At 72.2% G+C, this 21,529-nt stretch carries 21 protein-coding genes; 5 read left to right on the top strand and 16 right to left on the bottom strand.

Annotated elements, in window-relative coordinates; all coding sequences use genetic code 11:
- From ACIBQ1_RS22170 to ACIBQ1_RS22120, 11 genes are all read right to left on the bottom strand, one after another.
- A complete protein-coding gene (locus tag ACIBQ1_RS22170; RefSeq protein ID WP_319713589.1) occupies window positions 1-780 on the bottom strand; it encodes an electron transfer flavoprotein subunit beta/FixA family protein in 780 nt (259 codons plus the stop codon).
- A 195-nt stretch (window positions 781-975) separates the two neighbouring features.
- On the bottom strand, window positions 976-2,181 hold the full coding sequence (locus ACIBQ1_RS22165; protein ID WP_397280078.1) for a serine/threonine-protein kinase: 1,206 nt from the start codon (window positions 2,179-2,181) through the stop codon (window positions 976-978).
- Between the two features lie 35 nt (window positions 2,182-2,216).
- Complete coding sequence (locus tag ACIBQ1_RS22160; protein ID WP_397280076.1) at window positions 2,217-4,061, bottom strand: serine/threonine-protein kinase; 1,845 nt, start codon at window positions 4,059-4,061, stop codon at window positions 2,217-2,219.
- 16 nt (window positions 4,062-4,077) lie between these two features.
- The gene (locus ACIBQ1_RS22155) at window positions 4,078-6,111 is read right to left on the bottom strand and encodes a protein kinase (protein ID WP_397280075.1); all 2,034 of its coding nucleotides are present in this window, start codon (window positions 6,109-6,111) and stop codon (window positions 4,078-4,080) included.
- Between the two features lie 132 nt (window positions 6,112-6,243).
- Window positions 6,244-6,756, bottom strand: a complete 513-nt coding sequence (locus ACIBQ1_RS22150) for a YbaK/EbsC family protein (protein ID WP_397280073.1) — start codon at window positions 6,754-6,756, stop codon at window positions 6,244-6,246.
- A 64-nt stretch (window positions 6,757-6,820) separates the two neighbouring features.
- Window positions 6,821-8,371 carry a flavin monoamine oxidase family protein gene (locus ACIBQ1_RS22145; protein WP_397280071.1) on the bottom strand — a complete coding sequence of 517 codons (1,551 nt, stop codon included), beginning with the start codon at window positions 8,369-8,371 and terminating at the stop codon, window positions 6,821-6,823.
- A gap of 54 nt (window positions 8,372-8,425) precedes the next feature.
- Window positions 8,426-9,268: a M55 family metallopeptidase gene (locus tag ACIBQ1_RS22140; protein ID WP_397280069.1), complete on the bottom strand. Its 843-nt coding sequence runs from the start codon at window positions 9,266-9,268 to the stop codon at window positions 8,426-8,428.
- Between the two features lie 16 nt (window positions 9,269-9,284).
- Window positions 9,285-10,490 carry a DUF6395 domain-containing protein gene (locus tag ACIBQ1_RS22135; RefSeq protein ID WP_397280068.1) on the bottom strand — a complete coding sequence of 402 codons (1,206 nt, stop codon included), beginning with the start codon at window positions 10,488-10,490 and terminating at the stop codon, window positions 9,285-9,287.
- On the bottom strand, window positions 10,481-10,849 hold the full coding sequence (locus ACIBQ1_RS22130) for a hypothetical protein (protein ID WP_397280067.1): 369 nt from the start codon (window positions 10,847-10,849) through the stop codon (window positions 10,481-10,483). Before ACIBQ1_RS22130 ends, ACIBQ1_RS22135 begins: the two co-directional genes overlap by 10 nt.
- A gap of 69 nt (window positions 10,850-10,918) precedes the next feature.
- Complete coding sequence (locus tag ACIBQ1_RS22125; protein ID WP_397280065.1) at window positions 10,919-11,692, bottom strand: enoyl-CoA hydratase/isomerase family protein; 774 nt, start codon at window positions 11,690-11,692, stop codon at window positions 10,919-10,921.
- 46 nt (window positions 11,693-11,738) lie between these two features.
- Window positions 11,739-12,404 carry an endonuclease gene (locus ACIBQ1_RS22120; RefSeq protein WP_397280064.1) on the bottom strand — a complete coding sequence of 222 codons (666 nt, stop codon included), beginning with the start codon at window positions 12,402-12,404 and terminating at the stop codon, window positions 11,739-11,741.
- Between the two features lie 94 nt (window positions 12,405-12,498).
- Between ACIBQ1_RS22120 and ACIBQ1_RS22115 the strand changes: the two genes are divergently transcribed.
- The gene (locus tag ACIBQ1_RS22115) at window positions 12,499-12,783 is read left to right on the top strand and encodes a HesB/IscA family protein (RefSeq protein WP_397280062.1); all 285 of its coding nucleotides are present in this window, start codon (window positions 12,499-12,501) and stop codon (window positions 12,781-12,783) included.
- A 6-nt stretch (window positions 12,784-12,789) separates the two neighbouring features.
- Here the strand turns inward: ACIBQ1_RS22115 and ACIBQ1_RS22110 are convergent, their stop codons facing one another.
- Window positions 12,790-13,479, bottom strand: coding sequence for a rhodanese-like domain-containing protein (locus tag ACIBQ1_RS22110; protein WP_397280060.1), 690 nt, complete (start codon window positions 13,477-13,479; stop codon window positions 12,790-12,792).
- A 68-nt stretch (window positions 13,480-13,547) separates the two neighbouring features.
- On the opposite strand from ACIBQ1_RS22110, the gene ACIBQ1_RS22105 reads away from it, so the two are divergent.
- A complete protein-coding gene (locus ACIBQ1_RS22105) occupies window positions 13,548-15,554 on the top strand; it encodes a CehA/McbA family metallohydrolase (RefSeq protein ID WP_397280058.1) in 2,007 nt (668 codons plus the stop codon).
- On the opposite strand, the gene ACIBQ1_RS22100 is transcribed toward ACIBQ1_RS22105, so the two are convergent.
- A complete protein-coding gene (locus ACIBQ1_RS22100; protein WP_397280056.1) occupies window positions 15,551-16,162 on the bottom strand; it encodes a TetR/AcrR family transcriptional regulator in 612 nt (203 codons plus the stop codon). The genes ACIBQ1_RS22105 and ACIBQ1_RS22100 overlap by 4 nt on opposite strands.
- Before the next feature lie 59 nt (window positions 16,163-16,221).
- On the opposite strand from ACIBQ1_RS22100, the gene ACIBQ1_RS22095 reads away from it, so the two are divergent.
- The gene (locus ACIBQ1_RS22095; RefSeq protein WP_397280054.1) at window positions 16,222-16,869 is read left to right on the top strand and encodes a DUF4386 family protein; all 648 of its coding nucleotides are present in this window, start codon (window positions 16,222-16,224) and stop codon (window positions 16,867-16,869) included.
- A gap of 6 nt (window positions 16,870-16,875) precedes the next feature.
- Here ACIBQ1_RS22095 and ACIBQ1_RS22090 read toward each other — a convergent pair whose 3' ends face one another.
- The gene (locus tag ACIBQ1_RS22090; protein WP_397280356.1) at window positions 16,876-17,760 is read right to left on the bottom strand and encodes a 2-hydroxy-3-oxopropionate reductase; all 885 of its coding nucleotides are present in this window, start codon (window positions 17,758-17,760) and stop codon (window positions 16,876-16,878) included.
- Between the two features lie 9 nt (window positions 17,761-17,769).
- The gene (locus tag ACIBQ1_RS22085) at window positions 17,770-18,579 is read right to left on the bottom strand and encodes a hydroxypyruvate isomerase family protein (protein WP_397280354.1); all 810 of its coding nucleotides are present in this window, start codon (window positions 18,577-18,579) and stop codon (window positions 17,770-17,772) included.
- A gap of 178 nt (window positions 18,580-18,757) precedes the next feature.
- On the opposite strand from ACIBQ1_RS22085, the gene ACIBQ1_RS22080 reads away from it, so the two are divergent.
- Both ACIBQ1_RS22080 and ACIBQ1_RS22075 read left to right on the top strand, forming a co-directional pair.
- A complete protein-coding gene (locus ACIBQ1_RS22080; protein WP_397280053.1) occupies window positions 18,758-19,516 on the top strand; it encodes a hypothetical protein in 759 nt (252 codons plus the stop codon).
- On the top strand, window positions 19,509-20,651 hold the full coding sequence (locus ACIBQ1_RS22075) for a helix-turn-helix domain-containing protein (protein ID WP_397280052.1): 1,143 nt from the start codon (window positions 19,509-19,511) through the stop codon (window positions 20,649-20,651). Before ACIBQ1_RS22080 ends, ACIBQ1_RS22075 begins: the two co-directional genes overlap by 8 nt.
- On the opposite strand, the gene ACIBQ1_RS22070 is transcribed toward ACIBQ1_RS22075, so the two are convergent.
- Window positions 20,648-21,505: an oxidoreductase gene (locus ACIBQ1_RS22070; protein ID WP_397280051.1), complete on the bottom strand. Its 858-nt coding sequence runs from the start codon at window positions 21,503-21,505 to the stop codon at window positions 20,648-20,650. The two genes, ACIBQ1_RS22075 and ACIBQ1_RS22070, sit on opposite strands and share 4 nt — an antisense overlap.
- Window positions 21,506-21,529 lie beyond the last annotated feature (24 nt).

The raw sequence follows: 21,529 nt of genomic DNA, 5'->3' as shown, positions 1-21,529 counted from the left end.
TCAGATGAACTTCTTGGACGCGAGGTAGTCGGCGGCCTTCGCGCCACCGTCGCCCTCGTCCTTGACGATCGTGCCGGCCGCGCGCGGCGGGGCGGCGGCGAAGTCGACGACCGAGGACCACGCGGCGGCCAGGCCCACCTGGGCGGCGTCGATGGAGGCGTCGCCGATGGCCAGCGTCTCGACCGGCTTCTTCTTCGCGGCCATGATGCCCTTGAACGACGGGTAGCGCGGCTCGTTGATCTTCTCGACGACGGAGACGACGGCCGGCAGCGTGGCCTCGACCTTGTCGAAGCCGTAGTCGGTGATGCGCTGGATCGCGATCGAGGAGCCCTCGACGTCGACCTTGTTGGCCAGCGTGAGCTGCGGGGTGCCCAGGCGCTCGGCCAGCATCGCGGCGAGCACGCCGGTGCGCGCGTCGGTGGACTCGGAGCCCAGGATGACCAGGTCGAACCCGATCTTCTTGAGCACCTGCGCCATCGCGTACGAGGTGGACAGCGCGTCCGAGCCGTGCAGCGCGTCGTCGCTGAGGTGGACGGCCTTGTCGGCGCCCATGGCCAGCGCCTTGCGGATGGTCTCGGTGGCCTTGCCGGGGCCCATGGTGAGCACGGTCACCTCACCACCGTGGGCCTCCTTGAGCCGCAGCGCCTCCTCGACCGCGTACTCGTCAAGCTCGTTGACCACGCCGTCGACGGCGTCGCGGTCGAGCGTCTTGTCATCGGACCGCAGCTTGCGCTCGGTCGCAGTGTCGGGGACCTGCTTCACGCAGACGACGATGTTCATGGCCGGTGGCCGACCTCCCGTGTTCGCGTGCGCCACCGCCTCGTTGCGGCCGGCGCCGAATGCAATGCTGTCCAGACTGCCAGGTGCCCACGAGGCCACTGACAGAGGGTCTGCCCTAGCTTTCGCCAGTTATGTTACCCATGAGTAGCTTAACTGCAAACCCGCAGCTACCCACTATACAGAACTTTGTTCGGTCTAGGCTGACAGCAGGAACACGATCCCCACCACGAGTGCCGTACCCGCGAACAGCGCCAGCGTGAACGTGCTGAACACCGCCGCCAGCCCGAAACACAGCCCCACGGCCCCCGCCACGCTGACCAGGTCCGCGATCATGCGACCGCGCCGGAACAGGCCTTTCGAGAACAGCGCCACCCCGGCGTCGGCCACCACCGCCAGCGCGTACGTCGCCAGCAGGAACAACGCCACCTCGGGCAGCGGCTCCCGGGCGGCGGCGGCCAGCAGCGACACGAACAGTCCCGAGCCGATCAGCCAGCGCCTGCGTACCTTCTCCCGGTGCCTGGCCCTGGACTCCTCCACCGACCTGCGCGGCCGCCGCTTGCCCAGCCGCCACTCCCTCGTGGCCGTGTCGTCGGCGGGGCTCACCGCCCGGGGCCGGACGTCGCGTACGTGGGAGACCGGCTCGACCCCCAGCCTGGCGCAGAGCTGCGCGGCCGTCGGCCGCGCGGCCGGGTCGGTGGACAGGCACTCGCGTAACAGCGGCGCCAGCCACTCGGGGACGTCCTCCAGGTCGGGCGAATGGTGCACGACCCGGTACGCCACCGCGGACGCGGGCCCCTGCCCGTAGGGCTGCCGCCCGGTCGCCGCGTACGCCAGCGTCGCCCCGAAGGAGAACACGTCGGCCTCCATGCCCGCGCTCTTGCCCTCCAGCACCTCGGGGGCCAGATAGCCGGGCGTGCCCACCACGGCGCCGGAGGCCGTGACCGACAGCGAGTCGAGCGCGCTGGCGATGCCGAAGTCGATGACGACGGGCTCGCCCTCGGTCATCATCACGTTGGCCGGCTTGAGATCGCGGTGGACCACGCCGGCCTCGTGCATGGCGAGCAGCGCGTCGGCCAGCCCGGCGGCCAGCCTGCGCAGGTCGGCGACGGGCACGGGCACGGCGCTGAGCGGGCGGCCCTGGACGTAGCGGGTCACGAGGTAGGGCCGGGCGCCTTCGAGCGAGGCGTCGAGCACCTCCGCCACGTGCGGCCCGCCGACCCGGCGCATGGTCTCCACCTCGCGCCCCAGCCGGGCCAGCGCCCCGCCGTCGGCGGTGACGTGAGGGTGGAGCACCTTGACCGCGACCGTACGGCCCTCGGCGTCGAGGGCGAGATGCACCTCGCCGAACCCGCCCGCCCCGAGCTTGGAAAGAAGCTCATATGGGCCGAGGCGCTCGCTCATACCTCATCTCTCCCCCCGAGAGCCCATGCGGACACTCAGGACCAGGGAGTCAGGAACCCCAGCCCGAGGTCGCCGAGCAGGCTGTCGATCATTCCGGTGATCAGGCCGATCGTGCTCTGCTGGGCGCTGCTCGCCAGCTCGTCGATGACCGACTTCGGCGCCCGCCACGGGTACCACGAAGGGTCCTGCCCCAGCGCGAACATCACCGCGAACAGCGCCGCAGTGCCCACCAGCACGACCGCGACCAGTGCCGCACCGGGACTGCGCAGCACGCCGGTGAGCGTGCGGGTGACGGCCATGCGCGGCGCGCCGCCGCCCGGCAGCACGAACAGGCCCGCCGCGAACGAGCCCGCCGCGAACGAGGCCGCCTCGTTGACGTCCATCCCGCCCACCCAGTGGAGCAGGCCCCAGACGCACAGGCCGAACAGCAGCGCCAGCGGCACGTGCACGGCCGTCACGAGAGCCGACTTGACCAGCGCCCAGGGCGTGCCGACCACCGCCAGCAGCGGGTCCGCCGAGCTGTTCCCGCGCATCTGGCGCCGCTTGACCAGGTCGCCGAACAGGTATTCGCCGAGCCGCAGCACCAGCGCGAGCGCGACGGCGATCACGCCGACCATGACCGGCATCATGACGGTCAGCGCCACCAGCGTGACCAGCAGGAGCAGGCCCACGACCTGGCTGCCGAACAGGTATCTCTTCCGCTCGGACGGCGGGGTGTACTGGGGCGGCGGCGTATAGGGCCTGACCTGCGACGGCGACGTGGGCGGCGGCGCCGGGTAGCCCGCGACCCGCTGGTCGGCGCGTGGTATCGGCGGCCTGGCCGCGACGGGCGCGGGCACGTAGGGCGGCGGTCGCTCCTCCCGGTGCGAGGGCGGTCGCTCCTCCCGGTACGGCCGCTCCTCCCGGCGCGGAGGCGGCCGTTCCTCCCGGTGCGGCCGTTCCTCACGTTGCGGGGGCGGCGCGGTCTTGCCGTACTCGACCGGCGGCAGCAGGTCGGCGTACGAGTCCATGACCCGCGTGCCCCCGCCCATGCGCTTGGTGCCGGTCGGCCCGTCGAAGGAGGTCTCGTTGAAGGTGGTCACCGCCGGGTCGAGCGCCCTGGCCATCCGCAGCAGCTCGTGCGCGCCGGGCCGGGAGGCGGGATCGACCTGCAGCGCCCTGCCGAGCCAGCCGCGCAGCCACGCGGGCGCCTTGTCGATCTGCGCCCGCCCTTCCATGATGTTGAAGCAGACCGCCTCGAACGTTCCCGTGCCGAACGGCGGCGCCCCCGTCGCGGCGAAGAACACCGTCGAGGCCAGCGCGTGCACGTCGGCTGCCTGGGTGATCTCGGAGTCGCGGATGATCTCGGGAGCCAGGTAGCCCGGCGTGCCGACGAACATGCCCGTCTGGGTCAGCCTGGTCGCGTTCACCAGGTGGGCGATGCCGAAGTCGATGACCAGCGGCTCGCCGTTGACCAGCATGACGTTGGACGGCTTGAAGTCGCGGTGGATCACATCGGCCGTGTGGATGGCCACCAGCGCCTGGCAGAGCCCCTGGGTGAGCCTGATGACCTCGCGCGCCTCCAGAGGACCGTCGGCCAGGACGGTGTCCTCCAGCGTGCGCCCGGGGGCGAAGCGGGTCACGACGTACGGCTGGCCGCCCACGAGCTCGGCGTCGATCACCTCGGCGACGTGCGGGCTGCGGACCCGCCGCATCGTCTCGACCTCGCGGGTCAGCCGGTCACGCGCCTTGAGGTCGGCGGCCACGTGCGGGTGGAGCACCTTGATGGCGACCTCGCGGCCCTCGCCGTCGAGACCGAGGTGGACGACCCCCATGCCGCCTTCGCCGATCTTCCTGACCAACCGGTAAGGGCCGAGGCGTTCTGGTGCTTGGGTGCTCATCGCCACCTTCCCCGCGTCATCCCCCGGGATTCCCCCTTAGCCCGTCTAGCTTCTCGACCACTGGATTGACGTTCAGCGGAGTCCATACGGCCCCCCTAGGTTCGTCCCCGAACGTGCCGGCGGCGAGGATCAGCGAGAGCGCGGCGGCCACCGCCAGAGCCCCTGCCATCACCATCGCCGCTGCCCTCGAGGGTACGAGCGATGAGAGCGTTCTGCGCATTTGTTTGCCAGGACCCTCCACTCCGGGGCCCGCGCAGACGGTCCACAGCGCGACCGCGGCGCCCCAGGCCAGGGCGTTGGTCGGGTCCATCCTGGCCACCACGGTGAGCAGCAGCGTCACCGGCAGGCCCAGGATGAGCGCGTACAGCACGAGTGCGAGCGTGATGCCCACCGACTTGGCCAGCGCCTGAGGGAAGGCGAACACCCTGACCACGTCGAGCGCGGCGGCCCCCGCGGCCCTGCGGGCCGTCAGCTGGGGCTGGGCCAGGTCGGCCGCGCGCAGCAGGATCGCGGCCGGAACCGCCACGACCGCGACCAGCACGGGCGCGATCACGGCCGCCACGATCATCAGGACGAGCAGCATCGCGCCGGCCACACCGTACGCCTTGGAGCGCTGCAGCATCTTGCCCGGCGGGACCGACGGGATGTACGGCTCCCGCTTGGTGATCGGGTCGGGCTGCGGGTACTGCGGCGGGATGTACGGGGGCGGCCGGACCGGGTTCGGCGCGGGCCGGGCGTAGTCGGGCACGTCGGGACCCGCGTTCGGCACCTGGGCGTTCGGAACCGGCGTGTGGATCCGCCCGTAGTCGGGCGAGTCGGGGCGAACCCGTCGGGTAGGCACGTCGCCCTCGCCCGGCGGGGCCACGTGGCCGTGATTGTTGACCGGCTGCTGCGGCTGCCAGGGCGGCGGGGTCGGTCCGCTCTCGCGCTGGATGCGCCGCAGCTCCTCCGGCGTCACCCTGCGGGTCGGCCACGGGTCCGGCTGGTTGGGCAGGAGCGAGACGTACTGCTGGTCCTGCGGCAGCGGGGCCGGCTGCTCCTGGGACTCCAGCAGCCGCTTGGGCGTCACCGGCGGCGTGGACACGTCGTACGACGGCTTGTCCTGCACGGACGGCGGGGGCTCGGCCGGGCGCGGGGGCTCGGTGTGGCGCGAGGGCTCGGCCGGGCGCGGAGGCTCGGTGTGGCGCGGAGACTCGGCCGGGCGCGGGGGCTCGGTCGGCCGGGGAACGGTCGAGATCTCGTCGGGCGAGGCGCTCGGCGTCTTCGGCAGCATCCGGGCGGTCTGCTCGGCCAGCTCGGGCGCCTTGGGACGCTTGTTGGGGTTGCGCTGGAACGCGGCCTTCAGCAGCGGCTGCAACGCCGCCGGGGCGGCGCTCACGTCGGCCCTGCCCGCGGTGATGTTGTAGAAGATCATCTCCAGCGTGCCCTTGCCGAAGGGCGGCAGACCGGTGGCGGCGAACAGCAGCGTGCCCGCCCACGCGTGAACGTCGACCTCCGGCCCCGCCTCCTGGCCCTCGATGATCTCGGGCGCGAGGTAGCCGGGCGTGCCGATGAACATGCCGGTCTGCGTCAGCCGCGTCGCGTCGACCGCCTGGGCGATGCCGAAGTCGATCAGGACGGGCTCGCCGTCGAGGATCAGCACGTTCCCCGGCTTGAGGTCGCGGTGGATCACGCCCACCGAGTGCACGGAGGACAGCGCGGCGGCCACCCCGTGCGCGACCTTGACCAGCGAGGGCAGGTCGAGGGGCCCGTCGTCCTTGACGATCTCGTCGAGCGGACGGCCGGGGACGTAACGGGTGACGATGTACGGCCGATGACCGGTGACATCGGCGTCGAGCACCTCGGCGATGTATTTGCTGCGGACCCGCCGCATCGTCTCGACCTCGCGCGAAAGCCGCCGCCTGGCGACCTCGTCGCCGGCGACCTCTCCGCGCAGGACCTTGACCGCCACCTGCCGCCCCTGCGGGTCGACAGCGAGGTGGACAACGCCCATCCCGCCTTCACCGAGCCGCCTGAGCAGCCGGTAAGGGCCTAGTCGGTCATCGTTCATGGCATGAAGCACCATACCGGCTTAATCCCCGCCCACGAGATGAACCATGAGGCCACATTCCCACTCGTACAACGTCCAGAAAGGGCCCATCGGTTTCCCATCCAACGGTCTCGAATCGGCTTCAGTTTTCCCTCAGCCGGCCAGCGGCAGCACCTCGGCGCCCTTCAGCCCGGCCAGCGCGGCCCCGGACACGGCCAGTTTCGACCTGCGCACACCGCTGCCGATCACCACTCTGGGGTGCTCCGCGACGTGCTTGTCCACCAGGATCGGCCAGTCGGCGGGCAGGCCCAGCGGCGTGATGCCGCCGTACTCCATCCCGGTCAGCTCGACCGCGTCGGCCATCGGCGCGAAGCTCGCCTTCCGGGCCTCCAGGTGGCGGCGCACCACACCGTTCACGTCCACGCGCATCGTCGCGAGCACCATGCAGGCGGCGTAGCGCGTCTCGCCGCCCCGCTTGGCCGCCACGACCACGCAGTTGGCCGACTCGTCGAGTGTCACGCCGTACCGCTCGCAGAACTTCGCCGTGTCGGCCAGCCCGGGGTCGATCTCGGTCACCTCGACGCCCTCCAGCTCCGGCACGGCGTGCGCGACCGGGTCGGCCAGCAGGTCGATCCGGTCGGTGGCGGGCACCCAGTGCAACGTCATCCCATCTCCTCGATCACTCGCTCCTCCTTGGAGCCTACGGTGGCCGAGGGAGCAGCGTGCGGCGTCACGCGGACTGCAGCACTCGCTGGTGCAGTTGGGTGACGGCGGCGCGGGCGGACTCCATGGCCCCCGCCTGCCAAGCGATCAGATGGGTGAGCCAGTCGCCCGCGAAGTAAACCCTTCCGGCGGGGCGTTGCAGAAAAGTGAAGGACGAATCAAAGTCGGGCCAGCGCACCCAGCCTCCCTGGATGTGCGGCTGGCGCTCCCAGGCGATGGAGACGCTGGACAGGACGTTCTGGCGGTACTTGTCGCCGTGGATCTTCTTGCCCTGGGTGAGCGCCCTGCGCCTCCTGTCCTCGGGGGTGAGGGCTCCGTACAGCTCGGCGTTCCGCTCGGTGTTGTAGTAGCCGACGAGCAGGCCGCGTTCGGAGTGGTAGCCGTGGGAGGGGTACCAGATGTGGGTGATGTCCAGGTCGGTCTCGGTCACGCCGCCGTAGATGCGGTCCTCCAGCTCCCACCAGCGCCGGCCGTACTCCAGGCCGATCTTGCCGGCGGCGACCGGGATCGGGGTACTGAGCGCGGTGGCGACCTGGGCGCCGAGGTTGTGCGGGATCCTGGCGAGGATGTGGGGCGGCAGGGCGGCGACGCAGTAGTCGGCCTTGACGCTGCCGCCCTCCCATACGACCTCGACGCCGTCCGCCAAGCTGGTGATCTTGGTGACCTTGGCGCCGGTCCTGATCCGGTCCCGGCCGACCGCCTCCGTCAGCTTGGCGACGATGGCGTCCATGCCGCCGACGGGCTGGAACATGGGGGTGGCCTGGTCGTAGCCGAAGTCGTTGGTGATGGCCCGGCCGGTGCCGGCGGCGAGGACCTGGTGGAGGGTGCCCGGGGCGCTCAGCGGAGTGCCGATGTCGATTGCCGGATATTTCGTGAAACCGCGGCGCATGGACCCTTCGTACTCATGCTTCGGGCCCAGGTCGCCGAATCTCCGGAGAAAGTCGAGCAGCGTTTCCTGGTCGGCTTTGCTGACGGCTTTGTCCAGCGCGCCGACATTTGTCGCTTTTGCCAATAATTCTGCGATATATCCGTACATGTCGGCGCGGGCAGTGCGCGCCCGCACCGTCCGGTCGTTCGTGTGCACGTAGGCGGCGGCGTTGTTGTTGACGAAGGTCTCGATGGGGATGCCCAGCTCGCGGCAGTAGTCGAGGGTGACCATCCAGGGGGCGATCCGGCCGGGGCCCGCGTTGAAGTAGACGCCCTCGCCGAACTTCACGTCCTGGGCGGGGCCGTTCAGCTCGGACAGCCGGTCGCCGCGACGCAACGTGAGGTTCCGTCCGCCCGCCTTGTCCCTGGCCTCCAGGAGCGTGCAGTCGTACCCGGCCTTGCCCAGCTCGTACGCGGCCGTCAGCCCCGCCACCCCGGCCCCGAGGATCACGACCTTCGCCGCCCCCTTACCGCTCAGGCCGAAGTCGCCGGGCCTGGGCGCGACGAACCGCTTGTCCTGCTCGGACGGCGCCAGGCCGAGGGCGCCCATGGCGGCGTACATGGCGCCCGCGCCGCCCACCGCCCCGATCCCGACGAGCAACCCCCGCCGAGTCAGCGCCGCACCCTCCACGCCGCCGCCTCCCCTCCCTGCTCCACAAGACCGCCCTGCCTGTCGCCGCGCCTGTCAGCCGTACGGGCCGCTGCCGCAGGCTATCTGGCCGCCGATGGAGGCGAAGATGCCGAACAGGGCCATGACCTGCGTGAAGTCGTCCGTCGTGAACTCGATGTGCCGCGACCCCACCGACTTCACACCGGGGATCAGCGCCACGGCCGCCGCGATGGCGGTGGAGTTCCACTCCACCCCGAGCGTGTACGGAGCATCCACCACGTAAGGCGTGAAGTCGCTCAACCGGTTGAGCGCCCGCGCCGTCGCCTCACGGATCCTGGCCTGGGCGACGCTCGGCGGCAGCAACTCGGCGGAGAACTTGTCGATCCCCTTCTTCACCGCGACCGTCTCGACGTCGCCGAGCACCTCGCGCGCCTCCTCGCCGACCGCCTCGTCCCCGGCCACCAGCACGACCGGCACCCCGTGGAACCCGGCGCACGCCGCCACGAGCCTGGTCTCGCCGCACAGCTCGCCGTTGAGGTAGACGTTCTGGATCTCCTTGCCCATCCACGTGTGGTTGAGCACGCCGTGCTGCACGCCCGCGCGGGCGTGGTACCCGACGAAGCACGCCGCCTGGAACGAGCCGTCGAGCCCCTGGGCCATCCGCTGCGCCTTGCCCGGACCGCGGATGAGGCTGGCACGCGGGTCGAGCAGGTCGATCCGGAGGTTCTTCGTGGAGCCGTGCGCGTCGTTGACCAGCACACTGGCCGCCCCGGCGTCGAAGGCCCCCTCGACGGCGGCGTTCGCGTCGGCGGTCATCAGCTCGCAGCCGCGCTCGTAGCCGCGCTTGCCGGCGTGCATCTCCTCGGGGTCGGTCAGCCCCGTCACGCCCTCCATGTCGACGGACAGATAAACCTTCACGCGTTCCCACTCCTCATCAGGCGCCCCATGTCTCCACCCGGCGGACCTCGTCCTCCGTCATGAGCCCCACGTGCTTCTCGACGAACGCCGTGGCCTCCTCGCGCCACTGGGCCGGGATCTCGGCCAGGGCCCGCGGGTAGCAGTGGTCCAGCCAGGCCGTCGACTCCTCCGAGACGTCGAAGTAGTCGAGCGCCTTGGCGAAGAGCGTCTTCTCGATGCCGGGTACGCGGGCGAAACCGTACTCGATCATCTCCTGCCCCCCGTACGGCGGCTTCTTGAGGTACTTCTGCGCGACGGGGCGGTCGGCGGTGATGGGGGTGTCGAGGGGGCGGCGCTCGACGGCCGCCTGGATGAGCTCCTTGTAGAGGCACTTCCCGCACGTGCGGCACGGGCCGTCGGTGCCGCGCAGGCACCAGCGCACGTGGTCCTTGAGGTCGGACCCGAGGGCCAGGCGCATCGTGGTCGCCTCGCTCACCCCGCCGACGGGGAGCACGATGTGCACGCCGGCGGCGGCGAACAGCCGGCCCCACCTGCCGTGCGGCGACCACATGGGGTTGTCGGGCGTGTAGCGCCACAGGTAGCGGCCCCCGCCGAGCCAGCGCGAGCCGAGCTCGTAGCCGAAGCCCAGCCCGCCGAGGTCCAGCTGGTCGGCCAGCAGCAGCGCGCCGGACGCGACCGCGTGGTGCTCCGGGTAACCGGGGCGGGGCTCGGCCAGGGTGAACTCGAGGTCGGAGGTGACCGTGCTCAGCTCGCGCCCGGTCCTGGCGGCGAGCTTGGCCAGCACGTCCGACCGGTAGTGGGACCAGCGGTTGGGCACGCGCGGGTGCGGCACCCGCCGGAAATGCACGAACGGCGCCTGCGGATAGACGGTGGCCGCCGCCACGGAGTCCGCGCCGCCGCTGTACGAGATCGCGAGCCGGGCCCCAGGGCGGCGGGGCTCGGCCCCCACCGGCCCGGCCTCGACGCCCCATCCGGAGTGCAGGGCGTCGGCGAGGCCCGCCGAGATGGCGCGGTCGAAGGAGATGCGCTTCCTGGTCCACGGCGCCACGACCGTCCAGGCGGCGACGGCGAAGAGGTCGGGGTGGGCGTCGCCGGGGACGCCGCCGATGGAGCACGAGTTGGTGGCCAGCTTGATGGGATGCTCGTCGGAGGCCTTGCCCGTGATCTCGTCCTCCGCGTCGAGGCGGAAGGTCAGGCTCGTGCCGGTCCAGGTCACGCGCACGGCTGCTCCCCCGGCTGCCCGGAGGCGCGACCGGCGCGGAGGTCGTCGATGGCCTGCCAGACCAGGACCTCGTTCTGGAGCACGCCGTCCAGCGCCTTCGCCGTCTCCTGGGCGAGCCGGTGGGCGTCGTCGAGCCGCGCCTTGTCGGCCTTCCCGATCCCGGGGCTGCTCGCGGGCGGGCGGGCGTTCCTGAGCCGCTCCACCTCGCTCTGGAGGGTGGCCATCTCCCGGCGGAGCGTCTGCACCTCCCAGAGCGCGTCCCTGATGTCCTGACGGTGGTCGGAAATGGAGATGTAGCGGGAGTCGAACCACGTACGCACGGCCTTCCGGAGCCGCGCAGGGACCAGGACGCGCATCATGAAACGCCACCATACTGGCAAACCCGCACGCGATAGGACGAGCCGTTCGAATGGTTTGACTTTCCCTTTTCAGCGGCCGGTGAACTTGGGCTTGGCCTTCTCCGCGAACGCCCGCATACCGGTCTTGGCGTCGTCCGTGGCGAACAGTCCGGAGAACTGCAGCCGCTCGATCTCGAGCCCCGTGTCGAGGTCCGCCTCCAGACCCTGATCAACCGCTTGCTTGGCGGCCCGGAGCGCGACCGAGGGGCCGCCGACGAACGTGGCGGCCCACTCCAGGGCGGCCGTGTAGACCTGCTCGTCGGGCACCACCCGGTCCACCAGGCCCATTTCGAGGGCCTCCGCGGCGGGCACGTGGCGGCCCGTGAAGATCAGGTCCTTCGCCCGCGCCGGGCCGATCAGGCGGGGCAGGCGCTGGGTGCCGCCCGCGCCGGGGATGATGCCGAGCAGGATCTCCGGCTGGCCCAGCTTGGCCGACTCCCCCGCGACCCTGAAGTCGGCGCAGAGGGCGAGCTCGCAGCCGCCGCCGAGCGCATAGCCGGCGATGGCGGCGATGACCGGCTTGCCGATCCGCGCGACCGCGGTGAAGCAGGCCTGGAGCGTACGGGAGTGGGCGGCCATGTCGGCATAGGACATGTCGGCCATTTCCTTGATGTCGGCGCCCGCGGCGAAGACCTTCCCGCCGCCGTAGACGATCACGGCCTGCACCTGCGGGTCGGCGTCCACCTCGCGGGACGCCTCGGCGATCTCCCGCTGAACCTGCCCGTTGAGGGCGTTCATCTTCGGACGGTCAAGACGGATCGTGGCGATCTGGTCGGCCACCTCGACGCTCACAAACTCACCCATGAGCCGAACCTAACAGAGTGATCGCGCCCGTCCACGGCAGCCACGGTCAGCGGGCGGCGGAGATCACCTCGTCCACCGCCTTGCTGCTCCGGGAGGCCCGGACGAGCGCCGCCGACAGCCGGGCCAGCTCGTCGCCGGAGTGGGTCAGCTCGGCCAGCCGGCGCTCCTGGCGCGGCAGCCCGAGCTTGCCCGCGCCGTCCAGCACCCGCTGGTCCAGGTGCGGCGCGACCTGGGGCCACACGGCCTGAACCTCGCGCAGGAAGATGTCGGCCCCGGTCGGGCCGATGCCCGGGAACTCCGTCAGCAGCCCCGCGATCCCGCGGTCGTCGCCGCCGGCCTCGTCGCGCAGGCGGCGCAGATCGCCCTTCCAGCGGTCGAGGAGCAGTTCGGCGCCCTTGCCCAGCATCGTCGAGGTGCGCTCGTCGTAGCGGACGTAGTGGCCGCGGTCCAGCGCGTCGACCCGGTCCTGCCAGCTTGCCTCCCGCATGGCCCTGGGCGTGCCGTACCCGGCCTCGAACAGCTCTCTGGCCGCCGCGACGGCGACCTCGGCCGAGATGCGCGCGCTGAGCAGCGTGGCCAGGACGAGCAGCTGGTAGAGGGGCTTGGGCTGGTCGGCCAGCCTGATCCCGGCCTCGCGGGCGAACGTCCGGCCGTATCGGTCGAGCAGCGCGTCCACAACGGCCCTGCCAGTCTCCCTGTCGGTCTTACCCATGCCCGCCCGCTACCCGCGGCGTGTCGTGACATACCGGGTTTGGGGTGGAGGTCGATGGGGAGGCGGAGGGTTGGCGACTGCGAAGGAGTTAGCCGTGCTGACCTTGACAGACAACGCCGTCGAGGCGATCCGTGACCTGATGATCGGAGAGGACGTGCCCGCCGACGCGGGCCTGCGCATCTCCCCGAAGCCCGACGAGGCCGGGACGCTCGAACTCTCGCTGGCGAGCACGCCGGAGGCGGGTGACCAGGTCGTCGAGAAGGAGGACGTACGCGTCTTCGTCGCTGAGGACGTGGTCCAGGTCCTCGACGACAAGGCGCTCGACGCGCAGCCGGGCGCGCCGGGGCAGCCGACGTTCCGGCTGGATCGCCGTTCCTGACAGGTCCTAACCGAAGTCGGGCCCGGTCTCGGGCGGGCGCACGTCGCCCAGCCCGAACAGGCCCACCAGCGTCCCATCCACCCGGGTGACGACGACGTGGTCCGCCTTGGCGCGATCCATGCGCCGGACCAGCGGTTCGAGCTCCTCGCTCGGCCGCACCGTGGGCACGCCGACCCGCATGACCCGCTCGGCGACGCCGTCCAGGTCGGCGCCCTTGAGCTCACGCGAGCCGATCACGCCCTGGACCACGCCGTCGTCGTCCACGACCACCGCCAGCCCGGCCGGGTCGGCGATGATCCGCTCGGTGATCTCGTCCAGGGGGTCGCCGAGGGCGGCCCGCACGGGGTCGCGGCGCAGGCTCCGCGACACCAGCGCGGCCTTGCCCTCGTAGGGCAGGTCCGCCGAAAGCCAGTCCATCTTGCCCAGCCTGTAGTCGTACACGTCCTCGAACCCGAGGTGTTCGAGCCGGGCGGCGGCCCGCGGGCTCAGGTCGCAGACCCAGTCGTGGCAGTAGACGACGACCGGACGCCCCGGATCCAGCTCGCCGGCGGACGCGCGCATGGCGGCGAGCGGCACGTTCACGGCCTCGGGCAGATGCGCCCACGCGTACTCCTTCTCCGGCAGCACCTCCACGAGCTGGGCCCGCCGGTTGGCGACCAGGTCCCGCACGGCTTCGCGATCGATGATGTTCGTCATGGCGTCCACGTACCCTCAGACGGCGATTCGTGTCACGATGACGAGGCGTCCTGTTCAGGGAGTGCCCGATGTGTGACGATCCGTTGCTGCCCGTCTCCGTTGCCCGCGCGCTGGCCGGCTACCGCGAGCTGCGTGACGCGCATGGCCCCTGCTGGGGCGAGCCGCCCATCCCGTACGTCGTCCAGGCCTGGGCCACCGTCTTCCTCGACCGCCGTCACAACTACTGGAACGCGGCGCTGCGGCAGCTCGCCGAGCGCTACCCCCCGGAGGAGGCCGAGGACCATCTCGACGAGGTGGACCCGGAGCGGGCCGTGCGCGACGCGCTGGCGGGCGACGTGCCGGACAACCTGGCCGCGCTGCGCCTCACCCCCGAGGGGTTCGCGCTGGCGGCCGTCACTCGGGTCGTGCTGGACGAGCGGCCCTTCCGTACGTCGCTGCTGCTGGACTCCGGCGTGGACGAGCCGGTCACGGTCGTCGTGGACGGCATCCCGTACGAGGTGCCTCCCCGCGGCGCCCGGGTGGCCGGCCTGGAGCGGGACGTCAGCGTGGCCGGGCGGTCCGTGGACCTGTCGCCGCCGCGCAGGCGGGCGGAGGCGGCCACGATCAGGGTGCGGGCGGGGTTCCCGTGCCGGTGGAGCGTGACGGGCGCGAACGGGCAGGGCTGGTACCCCGAGGGCGCCCCGCCCAAGCTGGACGCCCACCGCAGACCTTACTTCCACGGCGACGACCTCGTGATCGCCGTGCCCGCCGCGCCGGTCACGGTGGCGGTGGCCAGGGGCATGGAGTACACCTCGTCCGAGGTCGTGATCACCCCGGAGGCGGGCGCGGAGACGCTGGTCGAGCTGGCCCCCGAGCGCCTGTACGACGCGGCGGCCCGCGGCTGGTACGGCGGCGACCTGCACGTGCACCTCAACTGGATGGGCGAGGAGCCCGCCGCGCCCGAGCTGGCCGCGGCCGCGCAGCACGGCGAGGACCTGCACGTCCTCAACCTCGTCGCGGGCAACGTCGCGAGCGGGCGCGTCTACGACGTCGAGGCCCTGGAGCACTGGGTGGGCGAGGACCTGCCCTGGTCCGACGACAGGCATCTGGCCAGACTCGGCGTCGAATACCGCAACGACGTCGTCGGCCACCTGACCGCGTTCGGCCTGCGGGAGCCGCCGCGGCGCTACCACACGGGGTTCGAGGGCACGGTCGACTGGCCGCCCAACGCGGTCGCGCTGGAGGAGCTGCGCGGGCTCGGCGGGGTGACGGGCTACGGGCACCCGTTCCACACGGCGTTCTCCGACGACGACCCGCCCGACGTGGTGCTCGACAGGGGGCGCGACTGCTCGGCCAGGGAGATCGTCGCAGACGCCGCGCTCGGCCTGATCGACACGCTCGACGTGCTCAACCACTCCTCGATCGCCGGCACCGCCGCCGTCTACCGCCGCCTGATCGGCGCGGGCAACCGGCTCACGGCCACCGCGGGCACCGACGCCGTGCTGTCCTTCTGCCGGCGCGGCACCGCGTCCAGCCCGCCGGGGTGGGAGCGGGTGTACGCGAACGTCGCGGGCCCGCTCACCGCCGAGTCCTACACCGAGGCGATCCTGCTCGGCCGCACGTTCGCCACCACCGGGCCGTGGCTGGAGCTGACCGTGAACGGCCACGGGCCAGGCGACACGCTGGAGCTGGCGCCCGGGCAGCGGGTGGAGATCGTGCTCTCCTCGATCGGGCCGGAGGTCGAGTCGCTGGAGATCCGCACGGCCGAGGGCGTCCTGGCGCAGGGGCCGCCGGGGCGGCTGGTCGCGTCGATGACGGCGGGCGAGCCGACGTACGTGGTCGCGGTGGCGTCGGGCGGGCCACACCCGCGCAGCGCGCACCGGTCGGGGGCGTACGCGCACACCAGCCCGGTCTACGTGGACGTCGCCGGCGGGCACGTGGCCAGGGAGGCGGACGTGCGCTGGTGCCTGGCGTGGCTGGACCGCCTGGAGGTCCTGCTGCGGGAATACGGCACGTTCGAGACGCCCGCCCAGTTGGAGGACCACCTGGAGCTGTACGAGCGCGCCAGGGCCGTCTACCGCAAGCGCCTCCCCTAGGCGAGGCCCGCCAGGACGCGTTCGAGGCCCCACCGGAACTGGTCCGTCGACACGTACGCGGCGATCGCGTCAACTGCGGCGTGCGTACGCGGGAAGGCCTCGGGGTCGACCGAGAGCGCGGCGCGGCGGGCGGCGATCCGCTCCTCCTCCGGCGGGACCGGGCCGTGCACCTCCGCCGCCTCCAGCGCGATCGCGCCCAGCACGTACACCATGACCGTGTAGGACGCCCGCGGGTCCGGCAGCGCGGCCAGGAGGCATTCGCCCACGCGCAGCGCGACCGGGCCGCTGAAGGCGGCGCCGAGGATCGCGGGGACCGCCGCGGGGTGGCGCATCAGCACGTCGCGCAGGTTGAGCGCGAACGCGACGATGCGCTCGCCCGGCGGGCGGCTCCCGTCCTCCAGCAACCCCAGGTCGGCCTCGCCGAGCAGCCGGTCGGCCAGCGCGGTCACGATCGCGGCCCGGTCGGGGAAGTAGGTGTAGAGCGCGCCGGGCGTCAGGCCCACGCGGGTGGCCAGGGCCCGCATGGTCAGCCCGTCCGCGTCGATCAGCTCCAGGGCGGCGTCCAGGACGGCCTTCTGGTCCACCGAACGTTGAGGTCCTCTCTTCACAAGGCAACTCTAAACGGTGTTTAATATTAAACATCGTTCAGAGTTACAAGGAGCCCGCCATGAGATGGACCCTGATCGTCGCCGTCGTCGCCGCGAACCTCGCCTTCATCGGCCTCTCCGCCGCCTTCGGCTACCCCGGCGTGCTCGCCGAGCCTCCCGGGCGGATCCTGGCCGCGTTCGCCGCCCATCAGGGCGCGGTCTCGGCCTGGTTCCTGGTGCTCGCGGTGAGCGCGCTGGCGCTCGTGCCCGGCGCGGTCCTACTGGGGCGGCTGCTGCCGCCGGGGCCGGCGGCGTCCCTGTCGGCGCCGGTCGGCGTGCTCGCCGGGCTCGTGCAGGTGCTCGGGCTGCTGCGGTGGCCGTACGCCGTGCCCGCCCTGGTCCACGCGCCCGACCCGCGCGCCGCCGAGACGACCTTCGCCGCGCTGCACGGCTATCTCGGCACCGGCGTCGGTGAGACGCTCGGCTACCTGCTCACGGCCGCCTGGACCGTGCTGGTGCTGGCCGCGCTGCCCCGGCCGCCGCGCTGGTTCGCCACGCTCGGGATCGGGTCGGCGCTGGCCGTCGCGGCGGGCGTGCTCGCGCCGCTCGCCGTGCCGGGCGCCGACCTGGCCAACTTCGCCGGGTACGTGGCCTGGAGCGCGTGGGTGGTGGCCCTGGCCGCGCTCCGCGACCGCCTCCTGCCCCCCGCGGCGGCCGTCAGCCGGTAACGCCTGTCAGGATGTGCCCGCCAGGCGTTCGACGACGCGCAGCAGCGCGGAGTGGTCGAGCCCGCCGTCCCCGGACGCGTTCGCCGCCGCCACCAACTGGGCGACCAGCCCGCCGAGCGGCAGCACGACGCCTGCCTCGCGGGCCGCCGACGTGACGATGCCCATGTCCTTGTGGTGCAGCTCGATGCGGAAGCCGGGCTCGAAGGTGTGGTTCACCATGTTGGCGCGCTTCTGCGCCAGCACCGCCGACCCGGCCAGGCCGCCGCCGAGCACTTCCAGCGCCGCCTCCAGGTCCACCCCGTACGCGCGCAGGAACACGACCGCCTCGGCCAGCGCCTCGATGTTGGCGGCGACGACGAGCTGGTTGGCGGCCTTGACCGTCTGGCCCGCGCCGCTCGGCCCGACGTGGACCACGGTCCTGCCGACGGCGTCGAAGATCGGCCGGGCGGCCTCGAAGGCGTCGGCCGCGCCGCCCACCATGATCGACAGGGCCGCGTTCTTCGCCCCCGCCTCGCCGCCCGAGACGGGGGCGTCCAGATAGCGCAGGCCGCGACCCGTGGCCTCGGCCGCCAGCTCGCGGGTGACGTCGGGGCGGATCGAGGAGAAGTCGATGATCAGCGTGCCCGGGGCGGCGTGCGCGAACACGCCGTCGTCGCCGGTCAGCACGTCCTGGACGTCGGGCGAGTCGGGGACCATGAGGGCGACCGCCTCGGCTCCCGCCACGGCGCCGGCGACCGACTCCGCCACCCGGCCGCCGGCCTCGGCCAGAGCCTTGGCCTTCTCCGGCGAACGGTTGTAGCCGGTCACCGTGTGCCCGGCCTTGACCAGGTGGATCGCCATGGGGCTGCCCATGATGCCGAGGCCGATGAAGGCGATGGTGGTCACGTTGATCCTCCCGTGTCAGCGCCCCGGGATCCCGGGGGTCGCACGCCGGTCGCGGGGGAGCCAGGCGAAGCGGTCCGGGCCCTCGGAACGGTATTCGAGGCCGACATATCCGTCATATCCGGCGGCATACACGTCGTCGATCCACTGCTGGAGCGGCAGCGTGCCCTCGCCGGGCGCGCCCCTCCCCGGGGCGTCGGCGATCTGCACGTGGGCGATGCGCGGGGCGTACCGCTCGACGACGGCGGCCACGTCGTCGCCGTTGGTCGCCAGGTGGTAGAAGTCGGCGAGCAACCCCAGGCCGGGCACGTCCCCCAGCCGGTCGAGCACGGCCACGGCGTCGCCGGCCGTCAGCAGGGGGTAGCGCGGCGCGCCGCTGACCGGCTCCAGCAGCACGGTCCCGGTCACGCCCCGGGCGCAGGCCGCCAGCATCTCGACCGCCAGCTCGTCCTGCTCTTCCGCCGCGGCGCCGTCCACGCGGTTGCCGTAGAGCGCGTTGAACGCCCGGCAGCCGAGCCGCTCCCCGATGGCCGCCACCACGGGGATGTTGTCCAGCAGCTCCCGCGAGCGTCCCGGCCACGACACCAGCCCGCGGTCTCCGCCCGGCATGTCTCCCGCGAAGAAGTTGAGCCCGGTCAGGCGCACCCCGGCGTCCTCGACGGCGCGGACGAACGCGTCCACGTCCCGGTCCTCGGGTACGGCCACCGGCCACGGCCACCAGAACTCCACCGCCGCGAACCCGTCGGCGGCGGCCGCGGCCGGGCGTTCGAGCAGGGGCAGCTCCGTGTAGAGGATCGAGCAGTTCACGGTCCACTTGGTCACGCGCAGTCCTCTTCCCGGTCAGACTCGGAACATTGTCACGCAAGACTGCAGGAGTCACAAAAGCGGGGCGACACGCGCGTGTCGAAGGAGTGGCTTCGTGAAGTCGTGGCGGGTCTATGATGTTGGAAAATGAAGCGGCTCCGGTCTCCGGTCGCCGCCGGGCAAAGCGTTCGGAGGTCGGCGCATGCTGGAGTCGCAGTGGGCCCGCGACACGTTCGGGCAGCGTGTGCCGTTGATCAGACAGGCGGTCGCCGAGGCGCTGTCGGTCGCGCTCGACAACGCCCGCGAGGCGCAGACGGCGGCGCAGACCGTACACACGCACCCGTTCGGGTTCACGCTCATGTCGCGTAAGTTCGAGGCGCTGGCCGAGGCGTTCGAGGACATGGGCGACGTGCGCATCATCAAGCCCGCCGGGTCCCCCCACGAGCTGGTGGTGCTCGACGGCAAGCTGCTGTTCCCGTTCCGCTACGCCAAGGACCGCTCGATCAGCGTGATGAGCGCGCGCATCGGCGAGGGCCGGCCGTCGGCGCTGGTGCAGGCGCTGTTCAACCGGTTCGGGCCCGAGCCCCGGATACGGCAGCTCGCGCTGCACGACCTCGCGCCGCAGGCGGCGCCGGTGGCCGAGGCGCTGTCCGGCCTGCCCGACGACACGAGCCTGGTGCTGATCGCCTACGCCTGCAACGCGCACGCGGGGCTGCTCGACGCCTGGTGGGGCGAGGCCGAGCTGCTCGACCGCACCGGCAGCCTGCGCTGGCACGTGTGCGAGCCGATCCCGCTGGCCCACGACACGACGACGGCCGGGCAGCCCGGGGCGCAGACCGCCGCGTTCGACCAGGGCGCCCTGCCCACCCCGTCGCTCAACCCCCGCACCGGGGCCGAGCGGCTGTCGGCGCCCGTCAGCGAAGCCGTGCCGATCAGGGCAGAAGCCGCCGGCGGTGAGTGAGTTCAAGACCGGCGCGCCCACCCCGCAGGCCGTCGCCGACGCGTTCGACGCCACCCGCCTCACCCAGGGCCGCCACCTGGCCGCGCTCACCAAGAAGGAGGTGGCCGAGCTCCTCGGCGTCTCCCCCGCCGCGGTCGGGCAATACGAATCGGGGGTCACCCGCCCGCGCCCCGACCTGATCCCGCTGCTGGCCGACGTGCTGGCCGTGCCGATGGCGTTCTTCCTGCCCGGACGGCCGCACGGCAAGCTCGACGGCTCCATGGCCCACTTCCGCAGCCTGCGCTCCACCCGCGCCTACCAGCGGGCCAAGGCCGTGGCCTTCGTCGAGCAGGTGTGGGAGCTGACGTACGCGCTGGAGAAGCGGGTCCAGCTGCCGGCCGTCGACCTGCCCGGGTTCGCGGGCGGGGAGATGCACTCGGCGCTGCCGCGCGACCCGGCGGGCGCGGCCCGCGCGCTGCGGGCCCACTGGGGGCTGGGCACCGGCCCGGTCAGCCACCTCGTCCGCCACATGGAGTCCCACGGCATCGTCGTCGCCTTCCCCCGCCACGACCCCGACGCGGTCACCGTCGACGCGTTCTCCACCTCCAGCCTGCCGCGGCCGATCGTCGTGCTGACCCCCAACCGGTTCGACGACATCTACCGCCATCGCTTCACCGCCGCCCACGAGCTGGGCCACCTCGTCCTGCACGGCGACACCGCGGCCGGTGACAGCCATCAGGAGCGCGAGGCCGACGCGTTCGCCGCCGAGTTCCTCACGCCGCGCGACAGCATCCTGCCGCAGCTGCCGCAGCGGGCCGACCTGCGCAAGCTCGCCGAGCTGCGGCGCACGTGGGGGGTGTCGGTCGACTCGCTGCTCTACCGGTGCCGCGAGACCGGGCTGATCTCCGACTCCGCCGCCGGCCGCGCCTACCAGCGCCTGGCCGCCCTGCGCGACCAGCCCGGCTTCACCAACGAGCCCGTCTCCGGCTACCCCGGCGAGCAGCCGGTCCTGCTCGCCCACGCCTTCGACCTGGCCACCCGCGAGAGCGACCTGACCGCCGCCACCCTCGCCCGGGAGCTGGCCTGGCCCATCACCCGCGTACGCGAGCTGATCGGCCTGCCCGACCAGCGGCCCTCGCTGAAGCTCGTCCTTTAGCCCTTACCGATGGTGTCCAGCTCCGCGACCGCGTCCGCGGGCAGGGCCAGGTCGGCGGCGGCGACGTTCTCGCGGAGATGGGCCACCGACGAGGTCCCCGGGATGAGGACGATGGTGGGCGAGCGCTGCAGCAGCCAGGCCAGGGCGACCTGCTGCGGCGAGGCGCCCAGGCGGGCCGCCACGCTCTCCAGCGTCTCCGACTGGAGCGGGGTGAAGCCGCCCAGCGGGAAGAACGGCGCGAAGGCGATGTTCGCGGCCGCGCACCGCTCGACGAGGGCATCGTCCTGGCGGTTCGCCAGGTTGTAGAGGTTCTGCACGGTGACGACGGGCGCGATGGACTGCGCCTCGATGAGCTGGGCCGCGGAGACGTCGCTGAGACCGAGGTGGCGGATCAGGCCCTCGTCCCGCAGCTCCGCCAGCGCCCCGAACTGCTCCGCGAGCGACTCCTCGGTCCCGCCCTCGTGCGTGACCAGGCGCAGGTTGACGACGTCGAGGACGTCGAGGCCGAGGTGCCGGAGGTTCTCGTGCACGGCGGCCTTGAGATCCGCGGGGTCCTGAGCGGGGTTCCACTCGCCGTTGGGGCCGCGGCGCGCGCCGACCTTGGTGACGATGCGCAGGTCCGCCGGGTACGGGTGCAGTGCCTCCTTGATGAGCTCGTTGACGACGACAGGGCCGTAGAAGTCGCTGGTGTCGATGTGGTTGATGCCCAGATCGACGGCTTCGCGCAGCACGGCGACGGCCTGGTCGCGGTCCTTGGGCGGTCCGAAGACGCCGGGTCCGGCCAGTTGCATGGCGCCGTACCCCATGCGGTTGAGGGTGAGGTCGTCCGCAAGCGTCAGGGCGTTATTCGACATTTCCTGATTTCCTCTCATTCCGCG

It is taken from the genome of Nonomuraea sp. NPDC050153, assembly GCF_044460125.1.
Classification (GTDB): Bacteria; Actinomycetota; Actinomycetes; order Streptosporangiales; family Streptosporangiaceae; genus Nonomuraea.
This window is presented reverse-complemented; position numbering and strand designations above follow the sequence as displayed.

What these genes read in the sequence shown, in the direction of transcription:
- ACIBQ1_RS22070 (WP_397280051.1), bottom strand. Translation starts at nt 21,505, where the DNA reads ATGTCGAATAACGCCCTGACGCTTGCGGACGACCTCACCCTCAACCGC.
- ACIBQ1_RS22160 (WP_397280076.1), bottom strand. Translation starts at nt 4,061, where the DNA reads ATGAGCACCCAAGCACCAGAACGCCTCGGCCCTTACCGGTTGGTCAGG.
- ACIBQ1_RS22165 (WP_397280078.1), bottom strand. Translation starts at nt 2,181, where the DNA reads ATGAGCGAGCGCCTCGGCCCATATGAGCTTCTTTCCAAGCTCGGGGCG.
- ACIBQ1_RS22125 (WP_397280065.1), bottom strand. Translation starts at nt 11,692, where the DNA reads ATGGGTGAGTTTGTGAGCGTCGAGGTGGCCGACCAGATCGCCACGATC.
- ACIBQ1_RS22080 (WP_397280053.1), top strand. Translation starts at nt 18,758, where the DNA reads ATGCTGGAGTCGCAGTGGGCCCGCGACACGTTCGGGCAGCGTGTGCCG.
- ACIBQ1_RS22120 (WP_397280064.1), bottom strand. Translation starts at nt 12,404, where the DNA reads ATGGGTAAGACCGACAGGGAGACTGGCAGGGCCGTTGTGGACGCGCTG.
- ACIBQ1_RS22105 (WP_397280058.1), top strand. Translation starts at nt 13,548, where the DNA reads ATGTGTGACGATCCGTTGCTGCCCGTCTCCGTTGCCCGCGCGCTGGCC.
- ACIBQ1_RS22095 (WP_397280054.1), top strand. Translation starts at nt 16,222, where the DNA reads ATGAGATGGACCCTGATCGTCGCCGTCGTCGCCGCGAACCTCGCCTTC.
- ACIBQ1_RS22170 (WP_319713589.1), bottom strand. Translation starts at nt 780, where the DNA reads ATGAACATCGTCGTCTGCGTGAAGCAGGTCCCCGACACTGCGACCGAG.
- ACIBQ1_RS22155 (WP_397280075.1), bottom strand. Translation starts at nt 6,111, where the DNA reads ATGAACGATGACCGACTAGGCCCTTACCGGCTGCTCAGGCGGCTCGGT.
- ACIBQ1_RS22150 (WP_397280073.1), bottom strand. Translation starts at nt 6,756, where the DNA reads ATGACGTTGCACTGGGTGCCCGCCACCGACCGGATCGACCTGCTGGCC.
- ACIBQ1_RS22110 (WP_397280060.1), bottom strand. Translation starts at nt 13,479, where the DNA reads ATGACGAACATCATCGATCGCGAAGCCGTGCGGGACCTGGTCGCCAAC.
- ACIBQ1_RS22130 (WP_397280067.1), bottom strand. Translation starts at nt 10,849, where the DNA reads ATGATGCGCGTCCTGGTCCCTGCGCGGCTCCGGAAGGCCGTGCGTACG.